This window comes from Bacteroidales bacterium, from assembly GCA_012519055.1.
In the GTDB taxonomy this organism is placed as follows: domain Bacteria; phylum Bacteroidota; class Bacteroidia; order Bacteroidales; family Salinivirgaceae; genus JAAYQU01.
On record JAAYQU010000026.1, the window covers coordinates 1 to 24722 of the forward strand.

18 protein-coding genes are annotated in these 24722 nt (G+C 35.6%); 10 read left to right on the forward strand and 8 right to left on the reverse strand.

Translation table 11 applies throughout. The annotated features are described in order from the left end of the window. The 4 genes from GX311_05040 to GX311_05055 form a co-directional block, all read left to right on the forward strand. Window positions 1-305 (forward strand): DUF1016 domain-containing protein (locus tag GX311_05040; protein ID NLK15745.1); only part of this gene is annotated, 305 nt, incomplete at its 5' end. A gap of 636 nt (window positions 306-941) precedes the next feature. Beyond that, complete coding sequence (locus GX311_05045) at window positions 942-2309, forward strand: TonB-dependent receptor plug domain-containing protein (GenBank protein ID NLK15746.1); 1368 nt, start codon at window positions 942-944, stop codon at window positions 2307-2309. Then, on the forward strand, window positions 2306-3172 hold the full coding sequence (locus GX311_05050; GenBank protein NLK15747.1) for a TonB-dependent receptor: 867 nt from the start codon (window positions 2306-2308) through the stop codon (window positions 3170-3172). The genes GX311_05045 and GX311_05050 overlap by 4 nt, the downstream gene beginning before the upstream one ends. Before the next feature lie 363 nt (window positions 3173-3535). Further along, window positions 3536-4843, forward strand: a complete 1308-nt coding sequence (locus GX311_05055; GenBank protein NLK15748.1) for a hypothetical protein — start codon at window positions 3536-3538, stop codon at window positions 4841-4843. A gap of 234 nt (window positions 4844-5077) precedes the next feature. On the opposite strand, the gene GX311_05060 is transcribed toward GX311_05055, so the two are convergent. Next, on the reverse strand, window positions 5078-6358 hold the full coding sequence (locus GX311_05060; protein NLK15749.1) for a hypothetical protein: 1281 nt from the start codon (window positions 6356-6358) through the stop codon (window positions 5078-5080). 414 nt (window positions 6359-6772) lie between these two features. Here GX311_05060 and GX311_05065 point away from each other — a divergent pair, with 414 nt between their 5' ends. Continuing rightward, on the forward strand, window positions 6773-7213 hold the full coding sequence (locus GX311_05065) for a hypothetical protein (protein ID NLK15750.1): 441 nt from the start codon (window positions 6773-6775) through the stop codon (window positions 7211-7213). 239 nt (window positions 7214-7452) lie between these two features. Next, entirely contained in the window at window positions 7453-8094 is a 642-nt protein-coding gene (locus tag GX311_05070; GenBank protein NLK15751.1) for a methyltransferase domain-containing protein, read from the forward strand. Between the two features lie 122 nt (window positions 8095-8216). Here the strand turns inward: GX311_05070 and GX311_05075 are convergent, their stop codons facing one another. From GX311_05075 to GX311_05100, 6 genes are all read right to left on the reverse strand, one after another. Continuing rightward, window positions 8217-8663: a 50S ribosomal protein L9 gene (locus tag GX311_05075; GenBank protein ID NLK15752.1), complete on the reverse strand. Its 447-nt coding sequence runs from the start codon at window positions 8661-8663 to the stop codon at window positions 8217-8219. Window positions 8664-8684: 21 nt separating this feature from the next. Beyond that, on the reverse strand, window positions 8685-8960 hold the full coding sequence (locus GX311_05080) for a 30S ribosomal protein S18 (protein NLK15753.1): 276 nt from the start codon (window positions 8958-8960) through the stop codon (window positions 8685-8687). A 4-nt stretch (window positions 8961-8964) separates the two neighbouring features. Continuing rightward, a complete protein-coding gene (locus tag GX311_05085) occupies window positions 8965-9324 on the reverse strand; it encodes a 30S ribosomal protein S6 (protein NLK15754.1) in 360 nt (119 codons plus the stop codon). Between the two features lie 150 nt (window positions 9325-9474). Then, window positions 9475-11100: an ABC transporter permease gene (locus GX311_05090; GenBank protein NLK15755.1), complete on the reverse strand. Its 1626-nt coding sequence runs from the start codon at window positions 11098-11100 to the stop codon at window positions 9475-9477. Window positions 11101-11112: 12 nt separating this feature from the next. Continuing rightward, window positions 11113-12042: an ATP-binding cassette domain-containing protein gene (locus GX311_05095; GenBank protein NLK15756.1), complete on the reverse strand. Its 930-nt coding sequence runs from the start codon at window positions 12040-12042 to the stop codon at window positions 11113-11115. Between the two features lie 412 nt (window positions 12043-12454). Then, window positions 12455-18301, reverse strand: a complete 5847-nt coding sequence (locus GX311_05100) for a hypothetical protein (GenBank protein NLK15757.1) — start codon at window positions 18299-18301, stop codon at window positions 12455-12457. A 203-nt stretch (window positions 18302-18504) separates the two neighbouring features. On the opposite strand from GX311_05100, the gene GX311_05105 reads away from it, so the two are divergent. From GX311_05105 to GX311_05120, 4 genes are read left to right on the forward strand one after another with little or no spacing between them, the layout of a single operon-like run. Next, the gene (locus GX311_05105; protein ID NLK15758.1) at window positions 18505-19044 is read left to right on the forward strand and encodes a redoxin domain-containing protein; all 540 of its coding nucleotides are present in this window, start codon (window positions 18505-18507) and stop codon (window positions 19042-19044) included. A 58-nt stretch (window positions 19045-19102) separates the two neighbouring features. Further along, entirely contained in the window at window positions 19103-22321 is a 3219-nt protein-coding gene (locus GX311_05110; GenBank protein ID NLK15759.1) for an AsmA family protein, read from the forward strand. A gap of 55 nt (window positions 22322-22376) precedes the next feature. Continuing rightward, window positions 22377-23024, forward strand: coding sequence for a thioredoxin domain-containing protein (locus GX311_05115; GenBank protein NLK15760.1), 648 nt, complete (start codon window positions 22377-22379; stop codon window positions 23022-23024). Window positions 23025-23038: 14 nt separating this feature from the next. Continuing rightward, window positions 23039-23431, forward strand: a complete 393-nt coding sequence (locus GX311_05120; GenBank protein NLK15761.1) for a hypothetical protein — start codon at window positions 23039-23041, stop codon at window positions 23429-23431. Window positions 23432-23561: 130 nt separating this feature from the next. Here the strand turns inward: GX311_05120 and dnaJ are convergent, their stop codons facing one another. After that, window positions 23562-24710, reverse strand: coding sequence for a molecular chaperone DnaJ (gene dnaJ / locus GX311_05125; GenBank protein ID NLK15762.1), 1149 nt, complete (start codon window positions 24708-24710; stop codon window positions 23562-23564). Window positions 24711-24722 lie beyond the last annotated feature (12 nt).

Here is a 24722-nt window from a genome sequence, read left to right on the forward strand (position 1 = left end):
GACAGTATCAAGCAATTGAATTTAAAGCGGAATTTGCTGGTAATATGAATTTGTATTTGTCGGCAATAGACGATATTTTAAAAACGGAAGCAGAAAACCCAACTATTGGATTGCTGTTGTGTAAATCTAAATCTAAAATAATTGCAGAATATGCACTAAGGGGAATGACACAACCTATTGGAATAGCAGAATATGAAATTAACAATGCAATTCCGAAAGAAATAAAAACTGAATTACCAACAATTGAAGAAATAGAACTAGCTACAACAAAGGCTATACATAATGCTGGCGACAATAATAAATAGAAAGATTGTGCCAGTATGAAATTTAGCAATAAATTGAAAGTGAAGTGCTTTAAAATCCGCACTACGCATAGCCCACACCGTTAAAGCACATTTAAAAAAGTACAACTGACAAGTAATTAGAATGACAAAAAAGCTTAAAAAAATCATTTCACTAACACTGGTGTTCATTTTTATGACACCTATGACAATTAAGCTTTTAGACGGACTTTTCCACCATCATTACCACTTTCATTGTAATGCAAAGAATGAGAAGTATTTTCATGAATATCACAAAAAATGTCCGATTCTAAATTTTGAACTGTCACTTTTTTCAGTTGAAAAGCATATACAAACTACACAAAAACACCATTACAGTGTAAAACTAAATGATAATTACAATTTTGTATATTGTTGTAATAATTCAAAGTATTCGTTCTTATTACGAGCACCACCAATTTTTACAGATAAAATAATTATATCTTATACCACTTGTAATTTTAAAATAGTCCAAGCTTTTTAAAATTTTACAATGGTAAATACCGATGTTACAGACACATAGTCCAAACATCGCTATCGTTCTTTTGGACTATAGTGTATGTCCAATCGGTATTAAATGATGCAATAAAACTTATTTGTAAATTTTAAAATCGTAATAAAATGAAGAAAAACGTTTTAATTTTCTTTGTGTTATTTCTTTTCATAAAAGTAAACGCTCAAAATCAAATAAAAGGCAAAGTGACAGATATTAACAATGAACCATTAATTGGTGCATCAGTTTTTTTGCCTGAACTCAATAAAGGGACAATAACTAATCAAGCAGGAGAATATTTGATTAGTAATATTCCAAACGGAAAAATTAAAATTCAATTTTCATTTGTAGGATACAATACCGAAATGAAAATAGTTGACATTACACAACCTGAAAATAAAGTAGATGCTTTATTGACAATAGCGATTATTCAATCGCAGGAAGTAGTGATTACAGGTAGCTATGTCAGTTCTCAACATGAAAATGCTGTAAAAATTGACGTATTGAAAAGCAAGGATATTGCTTTATCAGGTACACCTAATTTCATGGAATCATTAACCAAAGTTCCGGGTGTTGATATGATATCCAAAGGACAGGGTATTTCAAAACCTATAATACGTGGTCTTTCAATGAATGATGTTTTGGTTATGAATAATGGTGTGCGAATTGAAAACTATCAATTCAGTGAAAACCACCCATTAGGTATAGATGACAACGATGTGGAAAGAGTAGAAATCATCAAGGGACCTGCTTCTTTACTTTATGGTTCGGATGCAATTGGTGGAGTTATAAATTTTATAAAAGAAAAACCTGCACCTGTAGGAAAAATACTTGGAGATTACCGTATGCAATTACATTCTAATACACTTGGAATGAACAATAGCATCGGATTAAAAGGAGCTTCTAAAAAACTTTTTGGTGGGTTTCGGTTTGGAAATAAAACCCATGCCGATTATTTACAAGGCGGTGGTGATTATGTTCCAAATTCTCGGTTCAATGAAATGACATTCAATGCCAATATGGGACATACAGGGAAGATAGGAACTTTTAAACTTACCTATGATTATTTTAAACAAGACTTAGGAATGACTGTACCTGCTATAAAGCTATTGATAACAAAACAAGGACGGAAAAATGAAATCTGGTTTCAGGATTTGGAGCATCAATTGCTTTCATCTCAAAACAGCCTTTACTTAGGCAAATTCAAATGGAATATAAATGTAGCTTATCAAAACGCACTGAGAAAACTTCAAACAACACTTGATGTTCCTTTTGTTGAAATGAATTTGAATACCATTACCTATGAATCTAAATTATATTTTCCTCCCAACGATAAATCGGAATATATTATTGGATTGCAAGGCATGTTGCAAAATAACAAAAATCTTAACAATCGAGCTTCTCAATTTTTACCTGATGCCAATATAAATAACATAGGTTTTTTAGGATTGGCACAATACACTTTTTTTGAAAAACAAAATTACAGGGTGGTTTGAGATTCGATATGTATAAAACTAAAACCTTTGAATTAGGAATAGAAGGGACAAGCGGTTATCACGCACCAGTAAACAAAGAATTTTCAAACCTTAACGGATCAATAGGTGCGACTTATAGTGTTAATAATAAAACAACGCTTAGGACTAATTTTGCAAAAGGCTATCGTGTACCGAATTTATCCGAACTTACATCAAATGGAATGCATGGAAACAGATATGAGATTGGGAATGAGAATTTATCCCCAGAAAATTCATTTGAAACGGATTTAAATATGCATTATCATGGTGAATTTTTATCCTTTGATTTGGCTGGTTTTTATAATCAAATTAATGATTATATTTTTATTTCACCAACTACAGATACAACATCAAATGGTATTAGTATTTATCGTTTCTCGCAAACAAATGCGACTCTACACGGTGGTGAAGCAGGAATCCATTTTCATCCTAAATCGTTACCTTGGTTGCATATTGAAGGGACTTATTCCTTGGTAATTGGCAAACAAGAAAATGGTAATTATTTGCCCTTTATACCTGCTCAAAAGTTTCGTTATGAAATAAGAGCAGAACGTGAAAAAATTGGATTTTTGAAGAAGCCATCAATCAAACTTTCTGCGCTAACTGCATTAAAACAAAGCAATCCATCGCCATATGAGACAGAAACAAATGGATATACGCTTGTTAACTTTAGTATTAATACTGACATTCATGTATTACGCCAAATTTTAAATTTTGGAATATCTGTAAACAATATTTTCGACACACAGTATTTTGACCATCTTTCGACATTACAACCGTTGAATTATTATAATCAAGGAAGAAATATTAGTATATCTTTAAAAATTCCGTTTGGAATAAAATAGTCAGTTGAAAATGACATGATTAGACAAATAAACGTATCATAACGCCGTTTATAAAACATTGGGGTTTAAGTGGTTATTCAAACATTCTGCCCCGCATCAAATTCGGTGTAACTTGACAGGAAAGTAGCCCGCAATCCCCAACGTTTCATACCGCCAGCCGCTGTGTGCTATTGTAAACAAAAAAGCAGTGCAAAACTTATGGCACCAAAAGATGACAATAAGACAAATTATCAGTATTTTCGTAGTACTTAAATTTAAAGTAGTTAAAAATTATTTGTTCAAATTATATTTTATAATATATTTATTTTTTACTTTTATAGGTTGTTATTTGCTGTTTTGAAAACTTAATAAAATTAAAAAAACATGTCAAAAGATATTAAAGAAGAAGCATTAAGGTACCATTCAGAAGGCAGAGCCGGCAAAGTGGAAGTAATCCCTACAAAATCGTATTCAACACAATATGATTTAACGTTGGCATACACTCCCGGTGTTGCGCAACCTTGCCTTGAAATAAAAAATAATATCGAAGATGTTTATAAATATACTGCTAAAGGCAATTTAGTAGCAGTTGTTACTAATGGTACTGCCGTGTTAGGATTAGGCAATATCGGTCCTGCAGCAGGAAAACCTGTAATGGAAGGTAAAGGCTTGCTTTTTAAAGTATATGCCGATGTTGATGTTTTTGATATCGAAGTAGCGGAAAATAATCCTGATAAATTAATAGAGATAGTAAAAGCTATATCTCCAACTTTTGGTGGAATAAATTTAGAAGATATTAAAGCTCCCGAGTGTTTTGAAATAGAAGAGAGGTTAAAAGCAGAGTTAGATATACCTGTTTTTCACGATGATCAGCACGGAACGGCTATTATTTCAGGTGCCGGACTATTAAATGCTCTTGAACTAAGTGGTAAAAAAATTGAAGATATTAAAGTGGTTGTTTGTGGTGCTGGCGCAGCGGCTATTTCATGCTCGAAGTTATACATTACATTGGGAGTTAAACCTGAAAACCTTGTAATGACAGATTCCAAAGGTGTGATAACTACACAACGAAGCGATTTAAATAAATATAAAAAACAATTTGCTACTTCTAGAAATATTCACACATTGGCTGATGCTATGGAAGGAGCAGATGTGTTTCTAGGATTGTCTGTGGCTAATATGCTATCAAAAGAGATGTTAAAGTCAATGGCTCCAAATCCGATAGTTTTTGCAATGGCAAATCCCGATCCTGAAATTGAATATCACGATGCTATTTCTACGCGCAGCGATTTGATTTTTGCAACTGGTAGATCGGATTATCCAAATCAGATTAATAATGTATTAGGATTTCCTTTTATATTTAGAGGAGCATTAGATGTTAGAGCTAAATGTATTAACGAAGAGATGAAAGTTGCCGCAACCTATGCTCTTGCAAGACTGGCTAAAGAACCAGTGATTGAATGTGTAAAAAAAGCCTATAATATTGACAAAATTGAATTTGGTAAAGAGTACATAATTCCTAAGCCTTTAGACCCAAGATTAATTTCAAGAGTTTCTACAGCTGTTGCGAAAGCCGCTATTGAAACAGGAGTAGCTAAAAAAATTATTACAGACTGGGATGCCTATCAGGAAGAATTAAATAAACGCCTTGAGAATATAAAAAATCGTATTGGTAATACAGGTAAGTATTAATTAATTCATTTCCAAAACCATTATGTTTTACAAGTAATATTAAACGGTAATATAAAAAGATATATGAAATCATTCCTAAGGATCTTTTAACTGTTTAACAAAAAACTGGTAAACATATATTATTACCCTAAAGACAGAAATAACATAAGAAACAGAAATAACTACGGCTGCCTTGTTTTAAGGCAGCCGTAGTTCAAAATAACCAAAAATAACTTTTTGTTATACTCTTACTCCTTATGGCATATGAAATACCAGATCCAGGTTAATGATTATCGCTGTTTCCCCGACCACGTTCGTTGCATTTGCTTCCCCGGACAAAGCTGCAGCAACATCCACATCTTGATAGACTTCTACGAGATCACCTTCTACAGGACCTTCTCCATCATCGTATAAATCTGCAAAAGCAGCAACATATATTTCATCTGCAAAAGGATCGAGATCTGTAAATGTAAGCGTTTTCCCGTTTGTAATATCATCTGCCGTAAGAAAATGAGACAGTACGACATCAGGCCCTTCGATTTCTATATCAATTCCTGATAAAGGATAATAAAAAATCACTACATTCAGTTTGCTACCGACTGAAGGTTTTGTTGAACCCGTAAAATTCACTGTCACTGCCAATGAGGAGCCCTCCAAAACTTCATCAAGGTTAATGGTTATAGCTGTTTCCCCTGCCACGTTCGTTGCATTTGCTGCTCCGGACAGAAGTGCAGCAGCACTCACATCCTGATAGCATTCTATAAGTTCGCCTTTTCCAGGACTTCCATCACCATCTGAATCTACAAAAGCAGCTATATATATTTCTGCTGCAAAAGGATCGAGATCTGTAAATGTAAGCGTTATCCCGTTTGTAATATCACCGGCCGTAAGGGTATGAGACAGCAGACCATCAGGACCGTCATTTTCCATGTCAACTTCTAGAAAAGGAGCATATACAAGTACCACAAACAGCTCTTCGCCGACTGAAGGAATTTTAGTACCCGTAAAATTCACGGTAACATCCAGTGAGGGCATCGTTATAACTTCATCCAAATTGATTACCACTGAGCTCAAACCGTGACAATTTTTCGGCTGGGCAACATTCGAAAAAGCATCCATCAAAGTCACATTTTCGTAGAATTCTGCAAGATCGCCCTGGCTTGGTCCCCCATCATTGTTTATATCAACTAAAGCGCCTATATAAATATGGGGCTTATTCAAATCAATCGTATCCAAGTTAACAGTGACACCATTGTCAATGTCTGACTGTGTTAAAGTAAGGCAAACGTAAATATCGGGTCCGGAAATACTATCAAAATCAAGCTCCGATATTTTGCTATTAAAAACAAATACGGTCAACTCATCACCAACCTCGGGGGTCACGCTGCCCGTAAAATTCACTGTTACTGCCAGTGATTTAACTCCGCTACTTCCACCATCATTATCATCTTTTTCACAGCTGATGAAGAGTAGCGCAAACATACCTGTCACTAGAAAAGGAATCAACAGGATTTTCTTAAATGATAGATTTTTCATAACTAATTTTGTTTAAATGATACATAGTATTAATGAAATATAAAAAACGTCATGTGAATCATTTTTGGCTATTCCTAAAAAAGTCTCAATGCCTGTGTTTCAATGTTAAAAAACACATCCCTTTGTTCTACGTAAACCCTAACTTAGCAAATATAAGATAATTATTTAAAATATGTTATATTTTCTTAACAAAAATAAAAGCAATTTGCTTTTTCTCTTGCTTTCTAAATAGTAACCATTTATGTGTCAAAACACTCTAAACACAAATGTTTTTAATCCGTTTTATTTGTTTCATTTAATTGATTTATTGAGATATATAAAAATATTGGTGTTTAAAATAAAAAAATAATATACGAATGTTGTATATTTGTTTCGTAAATTATCTGTTGTGGTGCATTTTAAAAAAGGCAGTCTATGAGAACACTGACATTATTTTTTTTAGTTATGCTTTTATCTGGTTGCGAAGGATTCAAAGTATTGACAATATATAATACTTCAGAATTCAATGCTAAAGTGACAGTTAAGCCAAGTCTTGATAAATATGAGATATCTAAAATATCAGATTATCCATATTGCCAGAACACTGACAGTACTATAGTTGTATTGAGACCAGACAGCTCAATGATTTTAGTTTCAAAATTCACAGGATTATTGTTTAATTTAAAATTAAATGAAAACGACTTAAAGACAGATTATTTAATGATTGAAACAGAAAAAGATACAATAATTGCAAATTCTAAAAAGGAAATTATTGCATTACTGAAAGACAATAAAACAAAATATAATAGGCGAACCAATGAAAGCGGTGTTATTTATAACGGTAAAAATTTAAACTGTATTATTATTAGTGATTAAAAACGCACCACAACAGGACGGTATATTTTATTTGCTTATCACAGTTTTTGCTCGCTCCTATAACACGATGTATAAAAAGAGAAATTTGTAATACCCAACAAACCTGTGGCAGCGGCGAGATAACCCGAAATACGAAAAGAGATATTTTTGCTAGCGCCGCGAGGGCAAAAACTGCGCCAACCCTCCTAACGTCGGGCACTCAAACAAAACATACCGCCAGAACGTTATCAGTAATTTGTATGAAAAGAAAAATAGTAAGTTTTATTTTCCCTCTAACTAGAAAAATAAAATCTGAGTACAACGGTTATCTTGAATTGACCACTTTTAACGGAAGAACATTGTTAAATACAGAGAACACAAATTATTCTTATGGAGCATTGCAAAGAGTTTTGAAATTCGGCTTGTTGAATACCGATCTTTCTAAAACAAAGAACATCTTGGTTCTGGGGCTAGGGGGTGGTTGCGTTTTAAAAACATTAAGAAATGAGTTTAATTACGCTAACAGAATAACTGCTGTTGACATTGACCCGGTAATAATTGAAATTGCCAAAAATGAATTCGGAATCTCTGAAGACGATAAAACTAAAATAATTTGCGATGACGCATTTGATTATGTCATGAATGACAATAGTATGTTCGACCTAATCATTATAGATCTATTCATTGACAATAAGATTCCAGACAAATTCCTATTACTGGAATTTTGGCGTGGAATAATTAACAAACTGTGTCTTGGCGGAACGATTATTTTCAATACTTTATGTGATCCTTACACAGAGACTAAAGACATAGAAAACAAATTGATGAAACGAGGGCTTAAATATAGAATATATAGACATGTAGAAGGGACAAACAAAATATTAATAGCGAACTACTGCTAACAGCGACCACAAGAAATTGGAGGTTCGGTATATATAACTGGCGTGCTATTAGTTACTCATTGCTTACAAAATAAAGGCTGCCCTAAAAAGAGCAGCCTTTCAAAATATTTATTGTCTTGTAACTATTCAGCTACAACTTCAAATTTCAAACTTACAACAACTTCACGGTGTAATTTTATATTGGCTACATATTCGCCAACTTCTTTAATTACATCGCCTTCGATAGTGATTTTTTTACGGTCGATATCGAATCCTTTTTTGCTAAGAGCTTCGGCAATTTGAATAGTATTAACTGAACCAAAGATTTTTCCTGTTGAACTGGTTTTTGCACCAATTTTAATCTCTTTATTTTCAAGTTGTTTTGCAATCTCCTCAGCTTCGGCGCGAAGTTTTTCCTCTTTGTGAGCTTGTTGTTTTTTCATCTCTTGCATCATCTTCACTGATGATGGTGTCGCAACTATTGCTAATCCTCGCGGAATAAGATAGTTACGTCCATAGCCTGATTTTACTTTAACTATGTCGTCTTTATTCCCAAGGTTTGGTATATCTTGTTTTAATATAACATCCATGATAAATGGTATTTTATTCGTTTACTTTAAAAGGTCGGTTACAAATGGTAATAGGGCTAAATGACGGCAACGTTTAACTGCTTGTGAAACTTTGCGTTGGTATTTCAAAGAAGTTCCTGTAAGACGACGAGGTAAAATTTTACCTTGCTCGTTTACAAATCTTTTCAAGAACTCGGGGTCTTTATAGTCGATATAACGAATTCTGCTTTTGCGAAAACGACAGAATTTTTTTCTTTTGGTGTCGATTGATGGCGGGGTTAAGTAGCGTATTTCCCCTTGATTTTGCGTTGTTGACATGATACTATTCCTCCACTTTTTGTTCGTCCTTAACTTCGCCTCTTCTAGCGCGTTTGCGTTCGTTGTACTCGATGGCGAATTTATCGAGTTTAACGGTTAAAAATCGCATGATTTTCTCATCGCGGCGCAACTCTGTCTCAAACTTACTAATAAAATCAGGGTTTGCTTTGAACTCCAACAGGTAGTAAAATCCTGTGGTTTTCTTTTGGATAGGATAGGCTAATTTTTTAAGCCCCCAGTCCTCTTCGTGAACAATCTCACCCTCGTTGCCTGTAATGAGATCACGAAATTTTGCGACCGCTTCCTTCATCTGCGCAGCAGACAAAACGGGATTTGCAATGAAAACGGTTTCGTACTGGTTCATTTGTTTAATTATTAAATAGTTAATTAGTTATTTTTGTTACCCGTAACACTATTTTTACGGGACTGCAAAAGTACTCACATAATTTGATTTTTCAAATTAAATATTGCTATATTTTTCGACTTAAGTATTTTTTCTTTCTATAGATAGCAATTAATTATGCTTTATCCACTTCCAAATCTCTTTCCAAGTGACTTTAGAGCCGTACATTAAAATGCCTGTCTTATAGATTTTTGCGGCTAACCACGTAGTAAAAATAAATGTTGCCACTAACAGAACCATTGATATAACAATATCAATAACAGGTACTCCATACGGAAGTCTTACCATCATAACTACAGGCGAAGTGAACGGAATTATTGAAAACCAATATGCCACACTTCCTTCGGGATTCTGCATTGCGTTTATCATAACGAACAGTGCAATTATCAGCGGCACTGTAATGGGCATCATAAACTGCTGTGTATCAGCCTCATTATCAACAGCAGAACCTACAGCCGCAAACAGGGCTCCGTATAGTAAAAATCCTCCAACAAAATAGAATAGAAACATTCCTATTATCAACGGAAAGTTAATAACACTTAGCGATTTGAAAATCACAGTTATGTCTGGTTGGTCGTCATCTGTTAAGGCTTGTACATCTTGCATTGCTCCCGAAGATACCAACTCCTGTGCTTGTTGTTCAACAATTTCAGGACTGCTTGGCATTAAAAATTTCCCGGCAGCCATAACAATCGCAACAGACAAAACTATCCACAAGGCGAACTGTGTTATGCCCACTAATCCCACTCCCACTATTTTGCCAATCAAAAGCTGAAATGGTCTAACAGACGATAGTATAACCTCAACAATACGGCTTGATTTCTCTTCAATTACACCGCGCATAACAAGTGCACCGAACATAAATATCGCGAAATAGATCAGAAATCCGCTTACATAACCAATAATCATGGCATACTCCGGACGGCTCACTTTTTCTTCGCCCTCTTCGGTTAACTTTATGGTTTGCGCATTGATTTTGGTTTTTATACGCTTCATATCTTCTTGCGATATCCCAACCTCAATCATTTTTTGGTTTTCCACAGCACGCTCAATGTTTGAGCAGATATACGACCTAAGATTCATTGACACAGCTTTAGTCGAATAAATCTGTATCTGTTGGGTCGATAGAATATTTTTGGGAATATAGACCACTGCAAAATAAATATTGTCTTTCAGTGCGTGTTTAATCTGTTCTAAAGATATATCAACGTAAGTGAATTTGGTTTTGTCGTCATCGGGGATACGTCCTTTAATGCTCTCAAACTCAACTAAAAGGGCATCGTAGTATTCGGCGTGTCTGTTGTAAATAGTTTCAAACTGTTCTTCTGACAATATTTCGTTTTTCTTTAATGTCTCTAATGTTCCTTTTAACGTGATTTTGATATTTTCAGCTATATTTTCATCGCGCTGGAGAACCACTGCATCTAACCTGTCTGCCAACTCTTTAAAGAGATATGCGTAATCACCCGATTCTCTATTTAACCTAAATATCTCTAACTTAAGGTTGTGGGTGTTTTGTAAGGTTACCTCTCTTAGAATTTTGGTGTAGTCGAAAATGCCGCTACTGTCAATAACTGCCACTTTACGTTCATCGGAACTGTCGAGTGTTGAAATCCATGCAGGAGCAATAATCATTGCTGCAAATAGGATTGGACCTAAAATGGTCATTACAATAAACGATTTTTTTCTAACTCGTGTAAGGTATTCGCGTTGAATTATATTTGATATTTTGCTCATCTCTCTTGGGTTTTATTGGTTATCACTTGGCATGGTTTCTTGTACTACTCTGATAAAGACATCGTTCATTGATGGTAGTATCTCGTTGAACGAACGTATTTCGACATGCTGAATTAGCTTTTTTAACAAATCGTTGGGCATTGTTGTCTCTTTTGTCTGCACTACGGCGCGCATATATTTTCCAACGTTTTCTGTTTCTTTAATTACAAAAACACCTTCTCCGTTTGCTGCTTGGTTTAAATCGCCAGCGTAATCTATTTTGTATGAGTGTGTTCTGTATCGTTCCTTAATCTCCTCGACATTGCCCTCTAAAACTTTTCTCGACCTGTTGATAAGTGCCACATCATCGCAAAGCTCTTCGACACTGCTCATATTGTGGGTTGAGAAAATTATTGTTGCCCCTTTTTCGCGCAACTCTAACATCTCATCTTTCAAAAGAGTTGCATTAATTGGGTCGAAGCCACTGAAAGGCTCATCGAAAATAAGTAGTTGAGGCTCGTGAATTATAGTTATAATAAATTGTAGTTTTTGCGCCATACCTTTTGAGAGTTCTTCAACTTTTTTATCCCACCACGACTGGATTTCGAGCTTTTCGAACCAATATTTCAACCTTTTTAAAGCATCGTGTCGTGAAAGTCCTTTCAATCGGGCTAAATAGATAGCCTGCTCTCCTACTTTCATTTTTTTATAAAGTCCGCGCTCTTCGGGCAGATAACCGATATTTGCAGTATGTTTTGGGGATAAAATTTCTCCATCAATTTTAACAATCCCGCTGTCAGGGGCGTAAATTTGATTGATAATACGAATCAGAGTTGTTTTTCCTGCTCCATTTGGTCCCAACAATCCGAATATTGTTCCTTTTGGCACGTCTATGGAGACATTATCTAAAGCTCTGTGATTGATAAATGTTTTTGTTACATTTTCGGTTGAAATAGCGTACATTAGAAATGGTTTTTATATTGACGGTGCAAAAGTAGTTAAAAGTTATAATAGTTAAAAGAGTGAAGCGATTAACAATTGCGAATTACGAGTTACGAATTACAAATTTACAGGGCGGTGTGCTTAGCGGAGCATTTCGACAAGCTTAATACACCGAAGTATAGAAGTCAGTAATTAGAAGGTAAAAGGTGCGAGGAGCAAGTGGAATTATCCGTAGGACAATATGAGATTAACCGTAAGATTTATCTTACGGAAACTGCAATGCCTCTAACTTTCGCCCGTAGGGCGACACAAACGCATTGAGGCAATGTGCCACCCTACGGGTGGGATTATGTGCTTATGGCACACCCATAGGCTTGCGCCTATGGTTAATCATATGTTGTCCTACGGACAAAAAACAGTTGCTAATCCAAAACTACTCTACCAAAATTCTCACCCCTGCGGTATGAGCACTAAACTCAGGTGCATATAACGACTGCACTGTTGTTGGTGCAGATAAATATTCGCCTGTACGTAAGGTATATAGGTCGAACTCTATTACGGTTACACCTTGTCTTAGTCGATAGAACAGGAACTCGGCTCTGTTATCGTAATTTTGTATATAATGGTTATTGCCAAACCTCCATTGGAAGCCACTTGTTTGGTCGACTTGCTCGAAACAAGTTGGGAACGGCAACTGTACAACTACATACTCAAGCTCGCGGTCAGAGGTTATTGTTACGCGCGCCCTTACTTTATCGCCTTGCTTAACTTTATTATCTTTTACCTCGTTCAAAGCAACCTCATCTCCTTGATGTGTAAAGGTAAAGAGCTTGGTATCAACTGTAAGATTTTGCTGCCATGGCTTGATTTTATCAAAGCTTTCGTAGAACTGCGCATAAGCTCCGCCATATACGGGATTGCTATTAGGATTGTTAATAGTTGCGGTTTTAATATCGGCGGGAATTTTATCGCCCTCGAAAGTTGTTTTAAAGTAACCAGTACCCGCATGTTGCTGATAATCTGAGCTTACGATTTTCAAGTTCGACAGGGTTATGGTAACAGCTTCATTGTTTTTAAGCCAGTTTTTGCCACTTGTTGTCAGAGCGTAAACTGCTTCGGATGTTGATAAGCCGTCGTTCCACATATGTGTGCGTTTGTTGCTTATAAGCCAAATTTTCATGGCTTCAATTTTCTCGGTCGGAGCAGTCATAGCTTGGTAAAACTCCATTATACGCACCTGTGTTGATATTGGCGCTTGATACCATTCCCAACCCTGAACGTTTTGTCGCCAAAAGACTCCTTTCTCGTGATGTACAACTGCGCTGCCGTCAATTGCCTTGTATATTTTTGTAGCGAGTTTAATATCGCCACAACTACGCGCCAATGTTCCCAAAACTGCCTGACCGTAAAGGTTATAATCTAAAGCATATTTTTTCGCGTGATTAAAATAGTACTTCTCGGCTTTTGTCGTTGGTTTGAAATTACTGTTTACTAAGCTCTTAACATATAGTGTACGTACAATAAAATATGGGGTCATATATTTTGCAGTATCGGTTTTTGATGCTAACAGTTGTCCAAATTCACGGTCTAACTCTTTATCCAAGTATTTTATTGCACTTTTTAATATAGTTTTCAATTCAGGATATTGATTAAACACCTCGCTATCAATTTTGGAAACTCTTCCGATTTGTTCCGACACGTATAGTGTAACGTAAGTACTTGCTTCCCAACCTGGTACCCACAAAAATCCGCCCGATGAGTGTTGCATTTTACTTAAATTTTTGATAGAAGTTGCGGTCAGATTTTCGATATTGTTTTTATCTAAAAACATACCTAATTTGCGTTTTTGCTCCTGTTCACTTGTTGCATCGATATACCAAGGGGTTTTTTCTATATCGGTGATTTTCAACTCCTTATTTGTAAGCAGTTTAGACTGTAAAGCATCTGGTTCTATTGTTTGCCAAATAGTTATTGTTTTACCAATTTCGGGATATTTATTAATCAGATATTTACCTGTTTGTACTCCAAAAATTGACTCAACAAGCGCAAACGGCGACTTTGGATTAGGATTATCGAAAAACTGCAACGACTGTATCGCATACCACGTTGGATTTGTGGTCATCTCAAAGGTAAGTTTCAATTTGCTATCCTCGGTAATATCGGTTGGCAACAGGTTATCAAACTTGTACTCGGTGGTGGTGCTTGGTTTTCCCCACAGAGCCATTGTATTTGTAACTAACTGTCTGTTAGGAAATACAGGAACTATTTTTTCCTCTCCATCGGTAAATGTGCCAGCTTTTGCGAATATTTTTACCGTTAAAAATCCGGGTGTAGTTGGAACTTTCACCGTTACTTTAAATGACTTGTTTTCGCCTGGTTTCAGTACAATAGTTTTTTCGTTTATTTCAGTTTCAAGCTCGCTGTCACTGCGTGTATCGGTGATTTGCGCTCCTGTTTGGAGTGTTAAAACCGAGTCTGTTACGTTGTAAACCGAAACGTTAATTGTAAGATTATCACCTGTATATGCAAAACGCGGGAAAACAGGCATTACCATCAGAGGTTTTTGGGTTTGAACCACACCCTCGTAATAACCGATAGATAGCTTTTTGTCATGTGCAAAGAGTTGCATTCTCCAGCTTGTTATCGCTTCGGGGGACTCAAATTTGAGTGTAAACTCTCCATTTTCATCGTGCTCGATAAACGGATAGAAAAATGCTGTTTCGTTGAAATTTGTGCGAACACTTGGTATCTCTGTCTTATCTGCCTGTGCGGGTTCGTCGCCTGCTGGAGCTCCTTGTGCCATTGCATCAACACTCTCTTCTTGTATAGCTACTTCATCAATTCTCTCTGTTTCTCCGCTCGACGTAGCTAATTCCATTTTTGCCTCTGGATGTGGCTCTCGCCTATAAGTGTCAAAATAGACGTTACCATAAGAGAAACTTGTATAACCCAAGAAGTTCCAGTGAATCATTGAAGGCGGCGCAACATAAAACTGTTGCTGTGAAGCTCTTCCATTAACCAAACGGTTGGTGCCAGTGTTATACTGAGTTGTATTTTTTATCGGATAGTGAATACTCAACGCCCTTACGCCTCCCGGAACAAAAGCATCTAAGCTCATATCGTACATCGACGCAACAACTTCTGCATCTAAAGGACGACCATCTGGTGTTTTCAGTTTAAACTTCCATGTCTCTTGCTCGCCCGGAACAATCTTGTTTCGCATTGTAATTGTCTCTATCTGAAGCTGTTTGCTCCAACGTTCGATTGGTATATTAAGAGTTTTACTTACTGTTTTTCCGCCGTAAACAACTATCGAGTTTACGTAAAGTGTTCCCTCGTGTTGTGGTCCAACTTTAAATTTCACAGTAAATTTTCCATTTTTTATAGTTGTTTTCTTTTGCTCCAATGTTTTGTTACCAGCAGATATGCCATACCATATATCAATATTCTTAACTGCTGACACAAAAGTTATTGTTATTTCCTGACCAGCAGTAGCTTTATTAGTACTTGAATATACGTCGAGTATTTCGGGCAATGCTAATCCTTTCTTTGCAGGATTTACAACAGTAAAATAATTGGTGTATTTCTTCCCTCCTACTGTCATGGTTAAGCTGTAAGTCCCCTCATCTAAGGTTTTTTGTAAATCAGATGGAAATTCGGCTTTATCGGCATTTACGTTACTTGACCAAATATTTTTGGCAATCTTATAATTTGCTTTATCTAATTCGCCGCTGTATTCGGTTTGTGGCATTAATTTTTCCCACTCCTCTTTAGATAGCGAATGTTTGTCAGGTTTTGCAAGGGCTGATTTTAACAATATATTTTTTGGTGGCGATAATTGATTAAGAGAGAGTTCTACCATATCGCTACATTTTTCTCCGTTTATCAAACCAATATTGATATTCGGTAACGTTTCACCCTTGATCAGCTTTGTTTTATTTAAACTAAGTCGGTAAGGATGGTCAGATACTACAAAGCTATGATTAAAATCGCGACTTTCTCCTGCTGGAGTTGTTATAGTAGCCGTAATGCTGTAGGTTTGATGTCTCAAGTTTTTATCAGACTTAAAACGTATTAGAACGCTTCCGTTCTCATCGGCAACTGCGTCAATCGTTGCAACGGTTTTTCCTGCTGGTGGTAGCCACCATATATGACGTGATGTAAGTTTTACATCTCCCACAATTTTTAACGTATTCAACTTAACTCCGCTGTAGGTTTCGGCTTCTAATTTAATAACAACCTCATCACCCGGAACAGTTGTTTTATCGGGGTTAACAAACTTTGCATCAAAGGTATAGCGGCGATATGACTCTACTCTTACCGTTTTGCTTCCATATACTCCTCTACTTCCTTGCTGAGTACTGATTGTCATATAACCCGGTTGTATATCTTCGGGGATTGGTACAGAGAAATTAAATGAGCCGAAATCATTGGTTGTTACGCTATAATTGGATATCTCTTTATAGACATTATCACGTACTGTTAACGTAACACTTTTCCCTGGAACTACGTTCCACTCTTCGTTCATACCACTATACCAAATTCCTTTTACCTGTATGATTTGTCCCGGACGATAAATTTCTCTGTCGGTAAACATTTCTATACGATTAATTACTTGATTGCCAGAACCACTATAATAAGGGGTGTAAATATTTTGCAACAGAGTATCGTTGCCGTTAATAGCTCTGATAACCCACGCCCCCGACAAAGTTTTTGTAGGTACTGAAACAGAGCCGTTTTTAATTGTATAGCTGTCTAATATCTTGACATTCTGACGACCTCTGTTTCTATCCCTGCCATATTCATATTTTAATATTTCTATTTTAGCATTACTAACGGCTTTACCATTATTTGCGTCAACTAACCATACGTTTGTGTTATTTTCGTCTTTTGACTCAGTAAACATTGCCATTTTAGTAACATGGAAAAACGTTGTTGCAATCTCATCAATTTCATTATCTGTCGAGGCTTCGATTGAATATGAACCTAATTTACCGAAAGGAATTACCAATGTGGTTGTATGTTTGTAATAATCATCGGTTTTGGGTAAATCAAACCACTCTTCATAAACCACTTTCGAGTTTTTTGTATTTATGTTGTAGCTATATGCAAACACTTCGATAACATCAGCCTCTTTTATAGTGATTTTTACTTTCGATAAATTTGAATACGACAGGCTTACAGCCATATTTTTATCTGCAATTTGATATTGTTCAGTTGAAATTGATAATCCTTTCAGCTCTATATCATATTTTAAGTTTTTGGCAAGCTTAGCTGCATGAGTGTCGGGATATTTTTTTTCTATTTCGTTTGAGATATCCCATGCTTGTTGCAGTGTGCCGTAGTATTTTACAGTAGCTGTATCTGTAGGATTATATTGTTGCGATAGCATCTTATAGTGTTGTGCCAAAGCTAGTTGCATATCAGCACAAATTTCATTTCCTTTATATTTTTCTAATAGGTTTTTTAAAGCAGCCTCATACAGTTCAAATCTACTTATATGATTGTTGCGTTTGTTTATCCACTCTAAACGATTTAACTCTATAAATCCCAATATTTCTAGGTTAGAGGCATTTGCTTTATGCCATTGCCCAAACATCTCTAACGATTTTTTCAAGGGCATTGACGTTGATTCACAGTTTTGGATATTAGAAATTTGCTCACTATCAAACTCGTAGCTATTGCCGTCATACTCTGATAGCAACTCTATTCCTTGGAAAAATATTTGATCTATAAGTTTTGGGAAATACTTCAAATAATAATCGTCTCCATCAAACAACTCCTTATATGATGTTATTTTATCTTCCTCTTTTTGAGCAAGTTTCAGAGCTTCGTCAATAGCGGCACTAACCAGTCTGAAATAATCGTGTTTGCTCATTTCATCAAACAAAATATTTTCTACACCATCATCGGGCTTTTGATCAATACTCCATTTGTTTGCTCTATACTGACTTGACAACGATATTGCCTCCATCAGTTTTAACGCCGCTTTGGCTTTTTCGGGGGCTTGTTGGATAATAAGTTTTAAAGAATCGTGAATATTGTTACTCTCTAACTCGTACACTCGCGGCAAAAACTTCAATTTATATATTGCTGCGAAAATATAATCTGTGTGATTATTTTCTTTCAAAGCATTGCCAAGCATTTGGTCGGCTACCGTAACACCTTTCTGAATTTGACCTTTGCTTTCCAAATCAATTAACTCATCTCGTAAATTGCTTTGTGCCTGAATTTGCGTAAACGCGATGGTTGTCATTAATACTACTAATATTCTTTTCATTGTATTTGTTTTTATTGTTGACTTGATTAATTATTAGTTTTAAATCGAAAATCGGGCATTAAATATAATTGAATTTTTTTTAACAAACTCTTTCTTTGAAAAAACATAAATTATAGTATTTTATTGTGACATAAATAAAGATTTTATCAACGAAAATAACTACTTTTACAAATTGCAGTTACGTAATTTAAAAATAAGAAAGAATGATCCGTAAACTACTTGTAATCACATTTTTCACTGTTTGTGCTTTTTATAACACTTCAGGACAATCTGTTAATGTTGGGCAAAAAGCTCCGGAAATTATTCAGCTTAATACCAATGGAGACACTTTAAAACTATCTGACTTTAAGGGTAAATTAGTTTTAATTGATTTTTGGGCATCGTGGTGTGTACCTTGCAGAAGGGAATCTCCGTATTTGATCAAGGCTTATGATATGTTTAAAGATAGCGAGTTCAAAAATGGAAACGGATTTGTAATATTTAGCATAACTTTAGATAGCCACCGTGACAGATGGCTAAAGGCTATTACAGAAGACAGTCTGTACTGGTCCTCGCATGGAGGAGATTTAAAAGGCTGGCGCAATGAAGCAGCCAAAGAATACAATATAAAAGCCATTCCCGCTAACTTTTTAGTTGATGGAGACGGCACTATTATCGCACAAAATTTACGAGGTGAGGAACTTATAGAAGCAATTAAAAAACAAACTGTTTCAAATCGCCGTTTGTTTTGGTGGCTCAACTGAATTTATTCTAAATAAGCATTGTTACAAAATATGTCTAACTGTAGTAAATAATAGAGAAATGAAGATAAAACGAATTTTACGTAAATTAGGAAAAATACTTTTGATTACTATCCTTTCAGTTATCACTCTGGTAGTAGTACTAATAGCAGTTGCATTAAATTCGGAAAACACTATTACACAGTTGGCATTAGAAGAGGTTAGTCATATTGTTAAAGCTCCGATAAGTATTGAAAACATATCGTTACGACTTTTTAGGAACTTTCCGAATGCAACAGTTGAATTTGATGGATTTACAATTGGAAAAGAGTTTGAAAACCACGATTCTGCAAATTTTGAGGTTGCCGATACTCTTGTCAGATTAAGAAAACTATACGTTTCGGTTAAGACTAGACCACTACTATCAAACAGAATAGAGATAAATAAAATTGAGATAGAGGGTATTAAACTTAACTATTTTGTCGATACAGCCGGTGTTACCAATTTCGATTTTTTAATTGCTTCCGACTCTACAGCGATTGATTCGCTCGAACAAGAACAGAGCATCCCTATTGATACCTCCGAAACAGCTTTAAATATACTGTTGGCAAATCTTACCATTGGCGATATTGAGCTAAACTACAACGACGAATCGCTTAAAGCCAAAGCAAGATGTTATATCCCAAAAATCAGAGTTAAGGGAAAAGTCAAAGACGACGATTACTTGGGAAGTGTTAAAGGCTCTATCGAATTAACTGACTGCGCCCTTGGCGGCACAAATCTACACTTAATGCAGAAGACAGAATTGGGCTTTAATATTGACTATAAAAATGGATTTGCCCATATTAACGAACTTGAACTACTTACCGACGGGGCAAAAATAGAATCTACTGGTAGCGTTAACTTAGCAGACTCCATTGGAGTTGATTTGGCTGTTGTGTTTAAAGAATTCGATATAAAGGAGCTTTTTAAATATGCACCGGATGATATCAAGAAAGAGGTTGGAATATCGAAAGTAAAAGGAATTTTAGATATCGAAGCCAAAGTTGAGGGTTATGTTTATGACACTCTGCTTTTACCATCGGTAAGCACAAAGATTACATTTAAAAACGGAACAGTCGTAACTACCGAATATCCTAAAATAGAGAAACTTAACATTGATCTCGCCGTATTGATTGATAACCCTAACGACCTGAGCACGGTTAATGCTAACATTAATGATTTTAGCTTTTTTATTAACAAAAGCAATTTTAAAATATCGGGCAAAGCCTCTGATTTAGACAAAATTAGATACGATCTGTTAGTAAAATCACACATCAATATAAATGACTTCGTTTCGTTTATTCCGGACAGTACTGTTGAATATATCACGGGTTTAGTAGCTTTAGATATGCATACAAAAGGTATTCTGCCAGATGATATAGAGAATAGTACCGATTATTTTCTGAATAATACCACTTTAGATTTAAAAATTCGCAATCTAAATACTGCTCTTGATAGTGTCAATGTTATTAAAAATCTTGGAGTTGACTTCCACTTGATGAAAGGTAAAAACTTAGTAATAAGAAACCTGTATCTTGATTTACCGGAATATGATTTAAACCTTGCTCCTTCGTCAATTGCCCTTCAACTAATTGGCAATATTGATGATTTAGATAATATTAAAGCCAATATCAATTCGTTTAATTTCGTTACTGGCAGCAACTCTATTTCTGGATATGGAAAAGTTAAAGATTTGAACAAGCCCGATTTTGAACTTACAACCACGATAAAGGTTGATATTGACGAAATCAAGCACTTTATTCCTGATTCTATTGCGGAACAAATTGCCGGCAAGGTTGAGTTAACAATAGACACCTACGGACAGATTGACCTTGATTCGATAGATAATTACATAAATCCAATTCTTTTTGAACAAACAAAAATTGATTTAAAAGTCAGAGACCTTGATTTTGAAATGTTTGGCGATACGCTTATTAAATTTAACAACATGAAGTTTGATATGAAAATGGCGCAGGACACCATCAAAATTGACAACCTCTACGCTAAATTACATGGAATTGATTTGAAAGTCAACTCTACCGAGATATGGAATGTATATAAAGCCTTCATGCTTGAGCAAAAGGGTGTACCGCTAATAGTAGCCAACACTGAAATCAGTTTAAGCGAATTTGACTATAATAAATTTGCGCATCTGTTTGAGAGTGAGGAAGATGATTCTGAGGCAGAAACCAAAACAGAAGTAAATACAGAAACAAAAGCTGAAACAAAAACAGAGGCTAAAATAGATACTGCTACAGGAACAGAAACTAACGCTAAAACTCAAACGGGAACCAAATCGAGTGCTGCAGAACAAACAGCAACCGAAACAGTCCCAACAGAAGAGACCTATATCCCACCTTACATTGCACGAGGTACATTTGCTGTCAAAAAAGTTAAATATGAAAATATTACTCTGAACGATATCACCACAAAATTCCGTGTTGATGATAGTTTATACATTGCTGATCAGCTTAAGTTCAGCGCATATGGTGGTAGTATGACAACATCGGCAGTTTATGACACACGAGATACTGTATCAACAGTGATAATGTTTAAAAACATTATCGACAAAATGGATGTGAACCAAATGCTAGTTGAGATTGAAGACTACGCTGGACTAGATGATTTTACTCACGAAAATATCAGCGGTATCCTTACAAGCGCAGTCGATGGACGTATCGTTATGCAGGGCGACAGCATTTTATACGATAAAATAATTGTACGCGGAGATCTTAAACTTGAAAACGGAGGAATTTATAACTACGAGCCTATCAGAGAATTAGGTAAATTTACAGGCTTACGCGAGTTAGAGAATATTGTTTTCAGAACATTGAATAGCGGTATTTTCATATATGATAACAATATTTACTTCCCAAAAACCGATATAGTTAGCACTGCGACAGACATATCTGCATTTGGAATGGTTAGTTTTGGAGACGAATATCAGTTACACCTAAAGGCTCACTTAGGCGACGTACTTGTAGGAAAATCTAACAGATTGCTTAAAAAGCAAATGAAAGAGTCCGATTTGCTTGATGGTGATGAATCAACCCGAAAAGGATTAAACCTATTAGCTTTAAATCGCGATGGCAACACAAAATATGGCTTCGATAACAAACGAATGCAAAGAGTAATGACAGCCGAAATTAGGGTTCAAGAACGTGGTTTAAGCTTACTGTTCCATCCCAAATTAGTGAGTTATAGTACCGATTTAATTCGTAAAGAGATAAGAAAATCTGACAAACCTAAAACAGAATAACCAAAATCAGTAACATAATTATTATCAAATAGATAAAAGTTAATTCTAAACAGGAATGTTAAATAAAAAAAAGGTATTTTATATTTTTATTTTAACTGTATCAATAGCTATACTTGCAATAGTTGTTGTGAAAACTTTTTTTATCAAAGATAAAGTTAGACAAATTGGTACAGAACTGTCCCAAAGAGACTTAGATATTGTTTTTGGTGAAGATACAGCATCAGTTTCGGTTTTTTTATATGCTAACTATGGATGTCCATATTGTCGCAAATTTTTCAAGGAGGTCTATCCGGCAATTGAAGATGAGTTTATAAATTCAGGAAAGGTTAAAATAATTCTAAGATTAACATTTAAAACAGCAAACCAAGATCTTACAACTGCAATGAAAGCATCAGTTTGTGTCAATAAATTTGGCAACTATGAGTATTTGCACCAATTATTTTTAAATCAAAGCAATATTGTTTACACTGCCGATTTTCACGACATGATAGATGAATTTATTGATAAAGATATACAAGTAGCTGAATGTATCTTAGGAGGAGATGCCGATAATTATCTGAAACAAAATATTGAAGAGTTTGAAACGTTAAAGTTGAAAGGAGTACCTACTTTTGTAATCGATAGAAAAATATATTATGGCTTTAAAGAGTATGATTTATTAAAAAAAATATTAAATTATCACCTAACACAAATTAATAACTAATAAAACTGATCATTATGAAAAAAATTAAATTTTATCCGCTCCTACTGTTTGTTTTTGTAGCAGCATTCGCTGTTAGTTGCAAAGAGACTAAAGAAGATGATTTTTGTCAAGCTTTTAGTGCAATAATTGATATTAATCCTTCGTGTGAAATTCCTAGTGTTTGCTGCCCTGTTGATGAAGGCAACTGCTACTATTTGTCACCCGATGGCAAAAAATACTCCTGCGATGCAAGCCAGGCATCTAGTACCAATCCCGATGGTTGCAACTTAGCTCAAGAGAAGTATATTGAAGAGAATTGTGAAACTACTAAAATGAGTGCTGCTAATCGTGAATCAATAAAATTAGAGCTAACTGCATTAACTCGTCAAATGATGTTGAAAGCGCGAAACTACTCGTTGTGCAACTAACTGAAAGTTAAACTGTAGAGACGTCATATCATGGCGTCTCTGGAAATTGAAATATTGTAGAGACGTCATACCATGGCGTCTCTAAATAAATTAGGTATCGGAGACGCCACAATGTGACGTCTCTACTTTTTTACCTAAATCCGTCTCTCATCCTTTCAAAAACATTTTTACTTGCATTGTTTTTCTCGGGATCAAACGATGACGAATCTTTAAACTGTTCTAAAATTTTCTTTTCATCTCTTGACACACTCGAAGGTATCCAAACGTTTACCTGCACCAAAACATCACCCTGTCCGTAGCCATTTAACTCGGGAATACCTTTACCTCTCAATCTCAATATTTTACCCGATTGTGTGCCCGCATCTATTTTGATTTTCGCCCTGCCATCAACAAGAGGAATCTCGGCAGTAGTGCCCAAAATGGCTTCGGGAATACTTATAAATAGATTGTAAACAAGATCATTGCCATCACGGATGAGTTCTTTATGCTGCTCTTCTTCTATTACCACAAGTAAATCACCGTTAATTCCACCACGTCTTGCAGCATGACCTTTTCCAGTAACAGACATCTGCATTCCTTCTCCAACTCCCGCGGGTATTTTTATTGCAACAACTTCGTCTTCTTTTACAATACCTTCGCCATGACAAGATGTACATTTCGATTTAATGATACGTCCCTCGCCACCACAAGCAGAACAAGCCGAAGTGGTTTGCATTTGTCCCAAAAAAGTATTTGAAATTCTGGTTACACGACCTGAACCATTGCAAGTAGTGCAAGTTGAATAACTGCTAGAATCTTTTGCTCCTGTCCCACCACACTTTTTACAGGCAACATATTTATTTATCTTGATTTTCTTTTCTACACCATTAACAATTTCGGAAAGATCGAGCTTAATTTTTACTCTAATATTTCCTCCTTTATTGACACTTCGAGCACCGCTTCCGCGCCCAAAACCACTAAACCCACCAAAAATAGTATCACTAAAAATATCTCCGAATGAGGAGAATATATCCTCCATAGTCATGCCACCGCCAGACCAACCTCCAGCACCGCCGGAAAAGGCTTGGTGGCCAAACTGATCGTATTTGCTTCTTTTATCGTCATTTGATAAAACATCGTATGCTTCGGCTGCCTCTTTAAACTTCTCCTCAGCCTCTTTATCCCCCGGATTTCTGTCAGGGTGATATTTTAAAGCCATTTTACGATATGCTTTTTTTATCTCCTCTTTGTCAGAATTTTTAGAAACGCCTAATATTTCGTAATAGTCTCGTTTTGACATAATTAATTCTGT

Excerpts from the sequence above, each read along its gene's own strand:
- GX311_05045 (NLK15746.1), top strand. The coding sequence starts at position 942 with ATGAAGAAAAACGTTTTAATTTTCTTTGTGTTATTTCTTTTCATAAAA.
- GX311_05055 (NLK15748.1), top strand. The coding sequence starts at position 3,536 with ATGTCAAAAGATATTAAAGAAGAAGCATTAAGGTACCATTCAGAAGGC.
- GX311_05060 (NLK15749.1), bottom strand. The coding sequence starts at position 6,358 with ATGAAAAATCTATCATTTAAGAAAATCCTGTTGATTCCTTTTCTAGTG.
- GX311_05065 (NLK15750.1), top strand. The coding sequence starts at position 6,773 with ATGAGAACACTGACATTATTTTTTTTAGTTATGCTTTTATCTGGTTGC.
- GX311_05070 (NLK15751.1), top strand. The coding sequence starts at position 7,453 with ATGAAAAGAAAAATAGTAAGTTTTATTTTCCCTCTAACTAGAAAAATA.
- GX311_05075 (NLK15752.1), bottom strand. The coding sequence starts at position 8,663 with ATGGATGTTATATTAAAACAAGATATACCAAACCTTGGGAATAAAGAC.
- GX311_05080 (NLK15753.1), bottom strand. The coding sequence starts at position 8,960 with ATGTCAACAACGCAAAATCAAGGGGAAATACGCTACTTAACCCCGCCA.
- GX311_05085 (NLK15754.1), bottom strand. The coding sequence starts at position 9,324 with ATGAACCAGTACGAAACCGTTTTCATTGCAAATCCCGTTTTGTCTGCT.
- GX311_05090 (NLK15755.1), bottom strand. The coding sequence starts at position 11,100 with ATGAGCAAAATATCAAATATAATTCAACGCGAATACCTTACACGAGTT.
- GX311_05095 (NLK15756.1), bottom strand. The coding sequence starts at position 12,042 with ATGTACGCTATTTCAACCGAAAATGTAACAAAAACATTTATCAATCAC.
- GX311_05100 (NLK15757.1), bottom strand. The coding sequence starts at position 18,301 with ATGAAAAGAATATTAGTAGTATTAATGACAACCATCGCGTTTACGCAA.
- GX311_05105 (NLK15758.1), top strand. The coding sequence starts at position 18,505 with ATGATCCGTAAACTACTTGTAATCACATTTTTCACTGTTTGTGCTTTT.
- GX311_05110 (NLK15759.1), top strand. The coding sequence starts at position 19,103 with ATGAAGATAAAACGAATTTTACGTAAATTAGGAAAAATACTTTTGATT.
- GX311_05115 (NLK15760.1), top strand. The coding sequence starts at position 22,377 with ATGTTAAATAAAAAAAAGGTATTTTATATTTTTATTTTAACTGTATCA.
- GX311_05120 (NLK15761.1), top strand. The coding sequence starts at position 23,039 with ATGAAAAAAATTAAATTTTATCCGCTCCTACTGTTTGTTTTTGTAGCA.
- dnaJ (NLK15762.1), bottom strand. The coding sequence starts at position 24,710 with ATGTCAAAACGAGACTATTACGAAATATTAGGCGTTTCTAAAAATTCT.